The organism is Candidatus Eisenbacteria bacterium (assembly GCA_013140805.1).
Lineage (GTDB): Bacteria > Eisenbacteria > RBG-16-71-46 > RBG-16-71-46 > RBG-16-71-46 > JABFRW01.
In genome coordinates, this window is the sequence record JABFRW010000051.1 from 22190 (window position 1) to 36534 (window position 14345).

Genomic DNA, 14345 nt, shown 5'->3' on the forward strand with positions numbered 1-14345 from the left:
CCCGTTCCCGTGTTGCACCTCGCACCTCGTCTGCTGGAGGTAGTCATCATGAGAGCCCGAATTTTCGCGGTCGCGGCGCTCGCGCTGTTTCTCGCCGCGACGGCCCACGCACAGGTTGCACGTCAGGACGTGTTCTGGGCCCGCTCGACCGGGGGAGCCGCGATCACGCTGGATGGTTTGCTCAATGAGCCGGCGTGGGCGCAGGCCGAGTCACTCAAGATTCGCTGGCAGCAGGACACCGGCATTCCGGGCAGCGGTTACAAGGCGGAGGGCGGCATCCTGCCGGTCGATCCGACCCGTGCCACGATCAAGTTCCTGACCGTCGGCAATCGCCTCTACATGGCGGCGATCGTGCCGGACAGCTCGATCGGCGGCTCCGAGGAGTTCAATCGCTTCGACGGCATCCTCATGCAGTTCAAGGACAAGACGGTCGTGGGTGCGCATCCGGCGCCGCCGGCCGAGTTCCTGTACTCGTGGTGGTACCCGGGCACCTCGCAGAACCCGCGTGCGGTCAACAAGCTTCCGGGCTTCGTCGGCAAGTGGGGCAACTTCCCGCCCGACACGGCACGCACTCCGACCCAGATCGACAACTGGAACGCGGTCACGGTCGTGACCGGCATCACGAATGCCGACGGCATCAGCCCGGCCGATTCGACCGACAAGCGCTGGGTGGTCGAGATGATGTTCAACCTCGAGGGCGTTGGTTACGACATCACGGACGCCGACGGCGACATCGTCGCGTTCAACCTCTCGCTCTACGACTGCGACTGGTTCTGGACCAACCCGCTGAGCTTCTTCTTCTCGGTGAACCGCACCTGGTGGCAGGGCCCGTGGGGAAACTCGGCGGGCTACAACTCGGTGCGTCTGTTCGCGCGTCCGAACGTGACGATCGCATCGGGCGCGGTTCCGGTCGTCGCCCCGGAGTTGATCGTTCCGAACGCCGGCAACTACCCGGTGCCCGCGATCGACGGTCAGCTGAACGACCAGGTGTGGTCGCACGCGCCGCACTTCGACATTCGCTACGGTGACGATGCGAACTTTGCGACCTACCCGGGTCTCGGGCCGGTGCTCAGCGGTCAGTATCAGCCGGTGATCGCCGGCAACCAGGCGTTCATCGGGGATCCGGCCGACGCGACGGTCTACTACTTCGTGCGCGATGACTCGCTGTTCCTCGGCTTCGACGTCCGCGACCAGTTCGTGCAGTACAGCCTCGATGAGAACCTGTACGACGGCTTCCGCGTGTCGCTCAATGAGTACACGCTGCACGACTTGGTCGATCACGTGCTGCAGGGTCGGCGCCTCACGTTCCAGGTCGGACCGACCGGTCAGGCGAAGACGCTCGACTATCTGACCACGATGCAGGACACCTCCGGCACCGCCCGCGTGCGGCTGTTCCTCAAGCCCGGAACCGTCGTCGACAACCCGCCGCAGGCGCTCGACAACGGTTACCAGGCAGAGCTGGTCGTCAACCTGCGCGGACTCGGATACCCGGCCGGACTCGGCGAGCGTCGTCTTCACTGGGGCATCACGCACATCGATGGCGACCAGTTCTCGGCGCCCGAGGACACGTATGGCGCGCGGGCATGGTGGTTCCGCGAGTACGACAGCACGAGCGGTCCGGTGTGGGCGCATCTGTCGGCGACCCAGTTCGTCACCGGCGTCGGCGACGGCGATCCGACCCCCGCGGGACCTTCGCTCGCACTGCTCGGCAGTCATCCGAACCCGTTCAAGTTCGGCACCGCGGTCCGCTTTTCGCTGCCCCGAGAGGCCGACGTTCGACTCGACGTCTACGACCTGCAGGGGCGCCACGTGAGCCGGGTTGCGGGCGGTCGTCTCGCCGCCGGCCCCCAGCAGCTCCAGGTGCTCGGCCAGTCGTGGCGTTCGGGCGTCTACCTGTATCGTCTGCGCATGATCGATCCCGCGACCGGGGTCGAGCTCGCGAGCGCGAACGGCCGCATGCTCAAGGTGAACTGACCTTCTTCGCGGCGCCGGCGGAGGACCCCTTCCCCCGCCGGCGCGAGGTGAACTCCGCCCCACATGCTGCCCCTCCGTCTTCGACTGGCCGCCGCCGTGTGCATGCTCGCGGTGGCGGTCGTGCCGTGGCTCGCCGTTGCCGGCACGACCGGCAAGGTGAGCGGGCGCGTCGTTGACCCGGCGGGCAAGCCGTTGCTCGCGGTGAATGTGATCCTGGTCGGTGCGCGTCTCGGTGCCGTGTCCGACGAGTCCGGCGAGTTCTCGATCCTCAATGTGCCGCCCGGCACGTACGACCTGAAGGCGAGCCTGATCGGCCGCCAGTCGATGACGCTGACCGGACTCGTCGTGTCGGCGGACCGGACCAGCAAGGCCGACCTGACGCTGCGCGAGCAGGCCGTCGGACTCGAGGAGATCGTGGTGACCGCGAAGCGTCCGGTGGTCGAATCCGATCTCACCAGCACGCGATTCATCGTGCGCGCCGAGGAGATCGCGAAGCTTCCGGTGCAGGACCTGCAGGAGCTCGTGAACCTTCAGGCGGGCGTCGTCGACGGCCACGTGCGAGGCGGCCGCACCGGTGAGGTGCAGTATCAGGTGAACGGTGTGAGCGTGAACAACCTGTACGACAACTCGGCGGGCATCAAGCTCGACCGCTCGCTGCTCCAGGAAGTGCAGGTGATCAGCGGCACCTTCGACGCCGAGTACGGCCAGGCGCTGAGCGGCGTAGTCAATGCGGTGCTCAAGTCCGGAAGTGACCGCTTCGAGTGGAACGCGGAGCTCTACGCCGGCGACTACCTGTTCGACGGCGGGCGTGAAACCGCTCCCGGTCACGTGCCGGGCGACCGCCTGGTCTCGGACAGCTTCCGTCCGATCTCGACGCACAACATGCAGGCGAGCGTGAGCGGCCCCTCCGGGCTTTCGCAGACGACGTTCCTCGTGAGTGGACGCTGGTTCGTCAACCGCGACTATCTGCGCGGCTCGCGATACTTCCTGCCGACCGACCAGAACGACTTCCAGAACCAAATCCTCCATCCGAACGGGGACGGTCTCACCCAGTCGCTCGGCTATTCGAAGGAGTGGTCGGGTCTCGCGAAGCTCACGAACAAGCACTGGTCGAGCGTCACCATGAGCTACGAGGCATTGTTCAACGCGATCGAGGGTCGACGGGGCGGCCACGAGGGCGGCGGCACCTTTCGCTGGCGATACAATCCGGACGGCATGAAGACGCAGCACACGCTGAACCTGGTCCACGGCTTCGACTGGACCCAACGGCTCTCGAAGAACTCCTTCTACAACTTGACCTGGCGCCAGAACCGCGTGGACTACACCGATTGGGCCTACGAGGACGTATTCGATCCTCGCTACGATGCGGCGGGCGCACCGCAGAGCGATCCCTCGTTCGAGAACGACGCCTACATCCAGGGTGTCGACCTCGGCCGCTTCGAGCAGAACACCGACGCGTGGATCGCCAAGGCATCGGCCACCAGCCAGATTCATCGCTACCATCTGGTCAAGGTCGGCGGCGAGATCCAGCGTCCGCGCGTCCGGTTCGGCGCACCCGGAACGCTCACGTTCGGTACCGTCGACGGGCGTGAGCAGATGATCCGCCACATCGACGAGCCGCCGGACTACCCGGGCGTCTACACCTACAACCCGGTGCTCGCCTCGGCGTTTGCGCAGGACCAGGTCGAGTGGCGTGACCTCACGGTGCGGGCGGGTTTGCGCTTCGAGTTCTTCGATGCGCGCTCGACGATTCCGAGCGACCTCGCGAATCCCGCAAACTCGATCCAGGGCGCCCCGCAGTCGGTGCCGAAGGCGACCACGAACAGGATGTCGTTCTCGCCGCGCGTCGGCATCTCGTATCCGGTCGGCGCTCGGGCCGCCGTGTTCTTCTCGTACGGGCACTTCTATCAGTTGCCGGGTCTGGGCCAGATCTTCGGCAACGCTGACTATTCGATCCTCGAGAACCTGCAGGCCGGCGACGTGCGCTTCGGCGTGCTCGGGAATCCGGACATCAAGCCCGAGCGCACCGTCCAGTACGAGTTCGGCTACAAGCACGCGATCACGAGCGATCTGGGACTCGACTTCACGGCGTTCTACAAGGACATCCGCGATCTGCTCGGCGTCGAGTTCGTCGACACCTACGCCGCGTCGGAATACGCGCGACTGACGAACGTCGACTTCGGCAACGTGCTGGGCCTGACACTCGCGCTCGATCAGCGCGCAGTCGGACCGCTGAGCGCCACGATGGACTACACGTGGCAAGTCGCCGAGGGGAACGCGAGCGACCCACGGGAGACGGCGACACGCGCCGAGAACGGCGAGGATCCCAGGCCGCGACTCGTTCCGCTCAACTGGGATCAGCGCCACACGTTGAACCTCACGTTCACGCTCTCGAATCCGGACCGCTACACCGCGGCCGCGATCGTGCGTGTGGTGAGCGGGCAGCCCTACACGCCCGAGATCACGACCGGTTTCGGAGGAGGCCTCGAGGCGAACTCGGGGCGCAAGCCGAATGGAATGCTGATCGACGTGCGCGGAGAGCACTTCCTGTCGACGCGTCGCGGCGTCAGGATGTTCGCGCGCGTGTTCAATCTGTTCGACACGCGAATCTACAACGGCTTCGTGTTCGCCGATACGGGCTCGCCCGATTACTCGCGCACGCCGGGGGCCAACCGCGCCGCACTCGCCGATCCGTTGCGCTTCTACTCGCCGCGGCGAGTCGAGGTCGGGCTGACCGCGAGCGGATTCCTGGGTGGGGGGGGAGCGAAATGACCTGGAGCTTTCCGGGAGCGCGCGACATGCGGGAGGCGCGCCGTGTGCGCCGCTGGATCAGCTCGTTCGCGCGCGAGTCGATCGCCGCAACCGCAGTGCTGGCGATGCTCGCCAACGTCTCACTGGCACAACTGGCGCCGGTCGTGCCGGCGAGCCAGCGGAGCCGCGTCGATGCCGAGCGTTCGGGCACGCACGATGCCGCGAACCTGCGCACGGTGTTCTACAACTTCGGCATGGTCGGCGACTACATGGGCGGACCTGTCGACCTGAGCGTCTTCCACTCCGTCGAGGTGCCGAAGGGTACCGGGATGAACTACGGGGACGGCATCACGCCGTTCGTGCTCACGCCGGTGCGCCAGCGCGGCGGCGACATCGCGTACGTGATGGAGACCGGCTTCCGCGAGCGGCAGGGCATCAGCCCGCGACGCAACCGGCAGATGCGCTTCGAACCACGCCCCGGCTACTTCCAGCCCGACCCGGCCATCAATCGCGGGCGCTCGCCCGCCATGAGTCACGATCCGCGCACCTGGCCGACCACGTGGCCCGACAAGCTGAACGACCCGGACGATCCAGGCTGGGCAGGGTCCTGGAACGGCTACTTCGGGAAGCGCGCCGCCGCCGATCAGGAAAGCTTCACGGTGATGGACGACGACTTCTACGACGCGTTCGACTATCGCTCCGACACGCGCGACAGCACGCGCCTCGGGCTCGGACTGCGCGTCGAGGTGCGCGGCTTCCAGTGGGCGAATCCGCAGGCCGGCAACGTGATCTTCTGGCATTACGACATCCTGAACGAGAGCACGTCCGACTACGACAGCGTCGTGTTCGGCCTCTACATGGACTCGGGCGTCGGTGGCTCGACCGTGTCGTGCGACGGCATTCCGGAGTCGGATGACGACAATGCGTTCTTCGATCGATCGCTGGGATTGAACCTCGTCTACACGTGGGACAACCGCAATCGTGGCGTCGATCTCTCGGGCAACTGCGCTCCGACCGGCTACCTGGGCTACGCGTATCTCGAAACACCGGGCAATGCGCTCGACGGCCTCGACAACGACGGCGACGGGATTCTCAACGAGCGGCGAGACGGTGGTCCGGGCACCCGGATCGACGGCCGCGACGCGATCTACGCGGCGATCGCCGCACGTGTCGACACGGCCGCTTTCGAGCGCGCAATCGGGCCCATCCGTCAGCGCCCCGCCTACCTCAAGGGCGTCTGGTGGACCGGCGACGAGGACATGGACTGGGATCCCGAGTTCAGCGACGTCGGCGCGGATGGAGTCGAGGAGACTGGCGACACCGGCGAGGGCGACGGCATTCCGAGCGAAGGGGAGCCGAACTTCGATCGCACCGATTTGAACGAGTCGGACCAGATCGGTCTGACCGGCTTCAAGCAGAACCGCATTCGCTCGCTGCAGGGCTTCCCCGTCGACGGCATCATCTTCTTCGACGACGACCAGCACTGGCCGCAGCGGCTCTACCAGAAGTTCACTGATCCGAATCCCGCGGCGCGCTTCGACTCGTCGCTGGTGGAGAACTACAACATCGGCTTCCTGTTCGCATCGGGTCCGTTCGCGCTCAAGGCCGGACAGAACGAGCGCTTCAGCCTGGCACTCGCCTACGGCGCCGATCTCACCGAGCTGCGCACGACCGTTCGCACCGTGCAGCAGATCTACGACGCGAACTACCAGTTCGCAGTGCCGCCGCCGATGCCCACCGTGAAAGCCGAGGCGGGTGACGGCTACGTGCGGCTCTCCTGGGACGACGCCGCCGAGCGCGGCACCGATCCGGTCACGTTCGAGAACGACTTCCAGGGCTACCGGATCTACCGCTCGACCGATCCCGACTTCCTCGACCCGCGCGTGATTCGTACGGGGCGCGGCACGAGCACCGTCGGCGTCGGCAAACCGATCACCCAGTTCGACGTGCGCGACACCATCTCGGGCTACTCACCCCAGACCCAGGACGGTGTGGCCTACTGGCTCGGCACCAACACCGGCGTCGTGCACACATTCACCGACACGCTCGTGACGAACGGCCAGCAGTACTACTACGCCGTGTGCTCGTACGACCATGGCGTCAACACCGAGCGCTTCCAGTTCTACCCATCCGAGAGCCCGGTCGCGGTCTCGCGAACGCCGCGCGGGGGTACGATCCTGCCGCCGAACGTCGTGAGCGTGCGGCCGAATCCACGCGTGCTCGGTTACGAAGAGGCCGAGATCCAGGACCTGCAGCATGCCGCCGGAATCGGTCGCGGCACGGTGAGCGTGCGCAACGTGAACTCCGGGTTGATCCCGGAGGGGCATCTGTTCGCGCTGACCTTCACGGCGCCCGACTCCGACAGCATCGCGGCGACGCAATACTGGCTGAGGGACAGCACCGATCACCGGCTGCTGATCGCACGGGGGAGCGACCTGCGCGGGCTCGGGCTCGGTCCGACCGCCGATGGTCTGCTGCCGGTCGTCGCCACCGACTCGACGGTGCGTCCCAACTATGCACGCAGCGGCTACGCCACCGGCAGCACGACCAACACGCGGGCGCTCCTGACGACGTATGCGAGTTCAGGCGTCCCGTTCAACTACAACCAGTATCAACCCTACTTTCCGGACAGCATCCGAATCGTGTTCGACGACGTCGTGCGGGACACTTCGATCATCAACACGATCAACAGCTTCAACTTCGCTCGCCCCGCCAGGTTTCGCGTGTATGCGCTCACCGCGAATGGCGAACAGCAACTCGACTTCGGATTCCGCGATCAGAACAACGACGGAACGCTGAGCGTGCAGGGCGATGCGATCGGCGTGATGTCCTACTCGCCCTCGGCGCCGACCGTACCGATCGCGATGTGGCGCGTGTCCTACGACAGCACCGGGCAGAGTGCACGCGGGCCGGTGGATGCGCCGTCGCTCGGCGATGTGTACGACATCAAGCTCGTGCTGCCGTTCACGGTGAGAGACACCTTCACGTTCACCACGAAGGCGGAGCGCGTCGACGTGACGCTCGCTTCCGCGCAGGCCGTCGACCAGAAGCCCTACGTGGTGCCGAATCCCTACGTCGGCTCGGCGAGCTTCGAGCCCGAGCGGTTCGCGGTCTCGGGACGCGGCGAGCGCCGCATGGAGTTCCGCAGCCTGCCGCCCGCGGCGGTGATCCGCATCTACAACGTGCGTGGCGCGCTGGTCCAGACGCTCCATCATGACGGCACGACTGCGGGATACGTTGCCTGGAACCTGCGCACGCGAGACAACCTGGATCTCGCGCCCGGCCTCTACATCTTTCACGTCGAAGCGCCCGGCACTTCGGAGTTCATCGGCAAGTTCGCGGTGATCAAGTGAGGCGCGCGCTCCCGATCCTGTTGGCGGTCTCGGCGTTCGTGGTCGCTCACACCACACCGGCGCACGCGCAGAGCAAGGTCGGCACGGCAACCGGACAGTTCCTGCTGATCGAGCCGAGCGCCCGGCTTGCCGGCATGGGGAATGCGGGCTCGACCGCGCACGACGAGATCCTGGCCGCCTACTACAACCCGGCGGCGATCGGCTACTTCAAGACGCGCGGGGCTCAGTTCACTCACGCGCTGTGGTTCGCCGACATCTCCTACGACCATGCCGCGGTGGCGTTGCCGCTCGGCGGCCTCGGCAGCCTCTACGCGAGCCTGACCTCGCTCAACTCGGGCGACATCGCGGTGCGCACGGTCGGCCAGCCGCTCGGCACCGGCGAGCTCTACCGGGTCTCGGACGTCTCGTTCTCGGTCGGCTACGGGCGCCTGATCACCGACTTGTTCTCGCTCGGCGTGCAGATGCACTACCTGCAGGAGAGCATCTTCAACACCTCGGCACGCACCTTCGCGATGAGCGCGGGCACGCTCTACCGGCTCAGCGACCAGGGTCTCGAGATCGGGTCGAGCCTCAACTACTTCGGCACCAGCTCGCGGTTCAGCGGACGCGATCTCGCGATCCTCTACGACGCGGACCCCGACGAGTACGGCGACAACGGCAATCTGCCGGCCGACCAGACGACCGGTCGTTTCCCGGTGCCGGTGCTGTTCCGCGTCGGAATCGGGCTGCCGGTGCGACTGACCCCGGCCCAGAAGCTGCGCCTCGCGATCGACGCGTACCACCCCAGCGACGATACCGAGAGCATCAGTCTCGGCGGCGAATGGGCGTATCGTGACGTGGTCGCGCTGCGCACCGGCTATCAGAACCTGTTCCAGCAGGACTCGGAACTCGGCCTCACCTTCGGGGCCGGATTCCAATCGCGGGTCGGCGACTACAAGGTGCGTGCCGACTACGCGTGGGCGGATCACCGCCGGCTCGACGCGACGCACCGCATCACCGTGGGAGTGAACTATTGAACCGGCTTCGATGGAATCTGCTTCTCGCGCTGCCTCTCGCCGGGATCCTGGCACTCGTCTCCGTCACGCCCGCGAGGGCGCTGACGACCGAGGCGCTGCTCGATACGCTTCAACACACCGGATTCAACTACTTCTGGTTCGAGGCGAACCCGGCGAACGGACTCGTCAAGGACCGCAGCACCGCGGGATCCGTGTCGAGCATCGCCGCGACCGGGTTCGGGCTCAGCGCGATCTGCATCGGCATCGATCACGGCTGGGTCACGCGCGAGCAGGGACGTGCGCGCATCCAGACCACGCTCGACACCTTTCGTAATGGCCCGCAGGGCACCGCTGCGAGCGGGTTCATCGGATATCAGGGCTGGTTCTATCACTGGCTCGACATGAACACCGCGCGTCGCACCTGGGACAGCGAGCTGTCGACCATCGACACGGCACTGCTGCTCGCCGGCATGATCGACGCGCGCGAGTACTTCGAGTTGCAGGATCCGGGTGATTCGACGGTGCGAGCCACGGTCGACACCATCATCGCGCGCATCAATTTCAACTTCATGCGCAACAACGACGTTTTCATCAAGATGGGATGGAAGCCGGGCACCGGATTCGCGACGTTCGGGAACTGGATCGGCTACAACGAGGCGATGATCCTGTACATCCTCTCGATCGGAGCGCCCGCGAACCCGATTCCGGCGATCCTGTGGCAGGCGTGGATCAGCGGCTACGACTGGCGCACGAACTACGGCTACACCTTCATCGAATTTCCGCCGCTGTTCGGACATCAGTACTCGCATTGCTGGATCGACTTCCGCGACATCCAGGACGGCTACACGCGTGGCAAGGGCATCGACTATTTCGAGAACTCGCGCCGCGCGACCCTGGCCCAGCACGCCTACTGTGTCGCGAATCCCGGCGGCTGGGCGGCCTACAGCGACACGTTGTGGGGCATCACTGCGAGCGACATCCAGGGCGGCTACCTGGCGCGCGGTGCGCCGCCGGCCCAGAACGACAACGGAACGCTCGCGCCGACCGCGGTCGGTGCCTCGATCGCGTTCGCGCCCGAGATCGTGATCCCGACGCTTCACAACATGTACGACCACTGGCCGCTGCTGTGGTCTCAGTATGGCTTCCGCGATGCCTTCAAGCCGGCGACGGGCTGGTACGGGCCCGATGTGCTCGGGATCGATCAGGGCCCGATCGTGATGATGATCGAGAACTATCGCACCGGTAAGCCCTGGCAACGCGTGATGAAGAACACGCAGGTTCAGAACGGTCTCGCGCTGGCGGGCTTCCTCGGTGCGGTCGGCGTCGAGCCTCGCTCGCCGGTCGCCAGCGGCCTCGCGCTCAGCGCCACTTCGCCCAACCCGCTGCGCGGCACCGGCTCGGTGCGCTTCCGGCTTCCGGCGGCGGGCGAGGTGGACCTCGCGCTCGTCGACGTGGCGGGTCGCATCGTGCGGCGCGTGGACCACGGCTTCCGCCGCGCCGGCGAGCACGTGGTCGCGATCGAGGGGAGCGGACTCGAGCGCGGAGTGTATTTCCTTCAGCTGCGCTGGAACGGCGAGAGCCGCTCGCAGCGCGTGGCGCTGCTGGACTAGTCGTCGGGTAGAGTAGCCGGCCGGTCGGGCGACCCACGGGTCGCCCGACGCGTGAGCGCGTGACTCCACCCGCCGGATCGAATCCTGATCGTGACCCTTCGCACTCCATCAGCCGCCGAGACTTCGGCCTGCGGTCTGCGCCTGGCGGCAGCCTTCGAGGTCGGCGACGTCGTGGCGCTCGAGGGCCCGCTCGGAGCCGGCAAGACCCGCTTCGTCGAGGGGCTGGCGCGTGGCCTCGAGTGCAAGGCCAGGGTTCGCAGCCCGTCGTTCTCGCTCGTGAACGAATACGCGGGACGCGTGACGCTGATCCACCTCGACCTCTACCGCCTCGAGCATGGCGAACTGGAGGGCCTCGGACTCGAGGAGTATGTCGAGCGCGGCGTGCTCGCGGTCGAGTGGGGTGAGCGGCTGACGGAGCGATGGCTGCGCGAGGCGTTGCGAATCCGAATCCGTTCAGAGTCCGAGGATCGGCGCGCGCTCGAGGCGAGCGCTGCCGCAGGGCGCGGGCTGGTGCTGCTCGAGGCGTGGCGCGCCATCGAGCGCGAAGCGGGATCCGATACCGCTGCCGGCACGATCCGCGGCGAAGTCGCGGACGCGGAATGATCGGCCTCGCGATCGAGGCCGCGACCTCGCACGTCGAGGTTGCGCTGTTCCGTGGCGAGCGCGTGCTCGCGCACGCGATCGAGGAGGTCGGTCACGGCCACACCCAGCGCCTCACGCCGCTGGTCGGGCGGGTGCTCGACGAAGCCGCAACCGACGCGGCGGCACTCGGCTGGGTCGCCGTCGATCTGGGTCCGGGCTCGTTCACGGGTGTGCGCGTCGGCATCGCCTCGGGTGAGGGCTTCGCGCTCGCCAGCGGTGCTCGACTGATCGGCGCATCGTCGCTTGCGGCGCTCGCGCACGGCACACGCGCGCGCCGCGCGCTGGTGGTGCCGATGGTGCCGGGCGGGCGCGTCGACGCGTACGCCGGATTCTTCCGGGCCGATTCGCGCGGACTCGTCCGGTTGATGGCCGCACCTCGAGTGGGGCGACTCGAACCGCTGCTCGATGCGATCCGTGAGGCGCGCGAAGCCGCCGGGCTCGAGGACGTGGTCGTGGTCGGGCCGGGCGCGGCACGCTGGCAATCGGAGCTCGAGCAGGCGTTTCCGGGTGCAACGGCTGCCGCGCATCGATTCGAGGGCCTGTCGGCGATCGATCTCGCGCACGCCGCGCAACTCGAGCGCGGCGCGGCGGCCGGACTGCCGGGTGCCGGTGATCCGCCGCGTCCGCTCTACGTGCGTCCCGCGCAGGCCGAGGAGCGGGTGCGGCATCGGGCACTCGCGGCGGACCGCGTGGTGTTTCGCGCGTTCCATCCCGATGACATTCCGGCCGTGGTCGAGATCGAGCAGCGCACGTTTTCGGATCCCTGGACTCCGGAGTTCTTCCTGGGAGAGCTGGAGCAGTCGCAGGTGTATGCACGAGTTGCGGAGCGCGAGGGAGCGATCGCCGGCTACAGCATCGCGTGGCTCGGCGAGGGTGGGGCGCATCTGGGTAACATCGCGGTGGATTCACCGCATCGCCGGCTGGGTGTCGGTCGATCGCTGTTGCGCGAAGTGCTCGCCGAGTCGGAGCGCCGGGGTCTCTCGAGCCTCACGCTCGAAGTACGGGTTTCCAATTTCGCGGCCCAGGAGCTGTACCGCGTTCACGCCTTCCGGCTGGCGGGGCTTCGGCGCGGGTATTATCGTGACACCGGTGAAGACGCCCTTCTGATGGAGTGGCGTCCCGAGTACGCAGCCGTGGGAGCTCCCCCGGTCTGATGCAGCGCACCAATCAGGAGTGATCCCAACGCATGTCGTGGCTCAAGCGCGAGCGAACCGGAATCAAGGGTGAGAAGCGCGACGCGACCCAGGTGCCGGAAGGCCTGTGGACCAAGTGCGAAGGCTGCGGCGAGGCGCTGTTCCAGACCGTGCTCGAGGAGCACCAGTGGACCTGCCCGCGCTGCAACTTTCACTTCCGCGTCCCGGCGCTCACTTACCTCGAGTATCTGGTGGACGAGGATTCGTTCACCGAGCGCTTCGACAACCTGATTGCCGGCGACCCGCTCGAGTTTCGAGACGCCAAGATGCGATATCCCGATCGGCTCGCGGCGGCGCAGCTGGAGACCGGTCTGCGGGACGCCGCGATTGCCGGATTGGCCACGGTCGGAGGGATTCCGGTCGCCGTCACGCTGATGGATTTCTTCTTCATGGGCGGCAGCATGGGTTCGGTGGTAGGCGAGAAGGTGGCGCGTACCATCGAGCTGGGGCTCGCGGATCGCCGTGCCGTCATCGTGGTATCGGCGACGGGCGGTGCGCGCATGCAGGAGGGAATCCTGTCGCTCATGCAGATGGCGAAGACCTCCGCACTGCTCTCGCGACTCCAGGATGCGCGCATCCCGTTCATCTCGATCCTCACCGACCCGTCGACCGCGGGCGTGCTCGCCTCCTACGCCTCGCTCGGCGACGTGATCCTCGCCGAACCCGGAGCGCTGGTCGGATTCGCCGGCGCGCGCGTGATTCGACAGACCATCGGCGAGGAGCTGCCGCCGGGATTCCAGCGTGCCGAGTTCGTGCTCGAAAAGGGCTTCGTCGATCGCGTCGTGCATCGCAAGCAGATGCACGATGAGGTCGCCCAGCTGCTGCGCCTGTTCTGGCACTCGACGCACGGATTCGCTCCCGAAGGCGGCACCTCGCCGCATCCCTACGACCCTGCGCTCCCCGAGGTATCGAGAGATCCCGTTCCCTCGAACTGACGCCGTGCGTCCCGACCTGCAGGCCGCCCTCGAAGCCCTGTACGGCGCGGAACGTCGGCGCGACCGACTGGGACTCGAAGGCACGCACGCGCTGATGCGCTCCCTCGGCCACCCCGAGCGCTCGTTTCGCGCGGTGCACGTGGCCGGCACCAACGGCAAGGGTTCGGTGTGCGCGCGAGTCGAGCGCGTGCTGCGCGCGGCGGGCCATCGCGTGGGGCTCTACACCTCGCCGCACCTGGTCGACTTCCGAGAGCGCATTCGCGTCGACGGGCGATGGGCCGACGAGGCATGGCTCGCCGCGACGCTTCAACGCATCGCCGCATTTCCGGACCGCGACGAGCGGACCTTCTTCGAAGTCGCGACCGCACTCGGGTTCGCGTGGTTCGCGAAGCAACAGGTCGAGCTGGCGGTCGTCGAGGTGGGGCTCGGCGGGCGACTCGACTGCACGAACGTCGTGAGCCCGATCGTCACCGCGATCACCTCGATCGGACTCGATCACACCGAGATCCTCGGTGACTCGATCGAGAAGATCGCTTCGGAGAAGGCCGGAATCGTGAAGCCCGGCGTGCCGGTCGTGATCGGCGCCGGCATGGACCTGGTGGCGGAGCGCGTGATCCGCGAGGTGGCGCGCGAACGTCGCGCCGAAGTGCTTCGAGCGGAGGAGCCGACACCGGGTGGCGCCGATCCCGAGGTCGCGTTCGCGCTCGAGAACCTGGCGACCGCGCGCGCGATCCTCGCAGCACTGAGGCGAGCCGACGTTTCGATCCCCGCTGCAGCGGAACGTGAGGGACTCGCGGCCTCGCGCTGGCCCGGCCGCCTCGAAGCGTGCCCGGATGAGCCGCGCCTGCTGTGGGACGGTGCGCACAACCCGCACGGCATCACGGCACTGGCG

At 67.0% G+C, this 14345-nt stretch carries 9 protein-coding genes; all 9 read left to right on the top strand.

All coding sequences use genetic code 11. The annotated features are described in order from the left end of the window. Window positions 1–48: 48 nt before the first annotated feature. Window positions 49–1974 (top strand): T9SS type A sorting domain-containing protein, encoded by a 1926-nt coding sequence (locus HOP12_04700; GenBank protein NOT33453.1) that lies wholly within the window; start codon window positions 49–51, stop codon window positions 1972–1974. Window positions 1975–2037: 63 nt separating this feature from the next. Continuing rightward, window positions 2038–4746, top strand: coding sequence for a TonB-dependent receptor (locus HOP12_04705; GenBank protein ID NOT33454.1), 2709 nt, complete (start codon window positions 2038–2040; stop codon window positions 4744–4746). Further along, window positions 4743–8078: a hypothetical protein gene (locus HOP12_04710; GenBank protein ID NOT33455.1), complete on the top strand. Its 3336-nt coding sequence runs from the start codon at window positions 4743–4745 to the stop codon at window positions 8076–8078. Before HOP12_04705 ends, HOP12_04710 begins: the two co-directional genes overlap by 4 nt. Then, complete coding sequence (locus tag HOP12_04715) at window positions 8075–9094, top strand: PorV/PorQ family protein (protein ID NOT33456.1); 1020 nt, start codon at window positions 8075–8077, stop codon at window positions 9092–9094. The genes HOP12_04710 and HOP12_04715 overlap by 4 nt, the downstream gene beginning before the upstream one ends. Next, complete coding sequence (locus tag HOP12_04720) at window positions 9091–10683, top strand: T9SS type A sorting domain-containing protein (GenBank protein ID NOT33457.1); 1593 nt, start codon at window positions 9091–9093, stop codon at window positions 10681–10683. Before HOP12_04715 ends, HOP12_04720 begins: the two co-directional genes overlap by 4 nt. Window positions 10684–10773: 90 nt before the next feature. Then, window positions 10774–11286, top strand: coding sequence for a tRNA (adenosine(37)-N6)-threonylcarbamoyltransferase complex ATPase subunit type 1 TsaE (tsaE, locus tag HOP12_04725; protein NOT33458.1), 513 nt, complete (start codon window positions 10774–10776; stop codon window positions 11284–11286). Next, a complete protein-coding gene (tsaB, locus tag HOP12_04730) occupies window positions 11283–12479 on the top strand; it encodes a tRNA (adenosine(37)-N6)-threonylcarbamoyltransferase complex dimerization subunit type 1 TsaB (protein ID NOT33459.1) in 1197 nt (398 codons plus the stop codon). Before tsaE ends, tsaB begins: the two co-directional genes overlap by 4 nt. A gap of 32 nt (window positions 12480–12511) precedes the next feature. Beyond that, window positions 12512–13453 carry an acetyl-CoA carboxylase carboxyltransferase subunit beta gene (locus HOP12_04735; protein NOT33460.1) on the top strand — a complete coding sequence of 314 codons (942 nt, stop codon included), beginning with the start codon at window positions 12512–12514 and terminating at the stop codon, window positions 13451–13453. A 4-nt stretch (window positions 13454–13457) separates the two neighbouring features. Next, the coding region (locus tag HOP12_04740; protein NOT33461.1) for a bifunctional folylpolyglutamate synthase/dihydrofolate synthase at window positions 13458–14345 on the top strand (888 nt) is incomplete at its 3' end.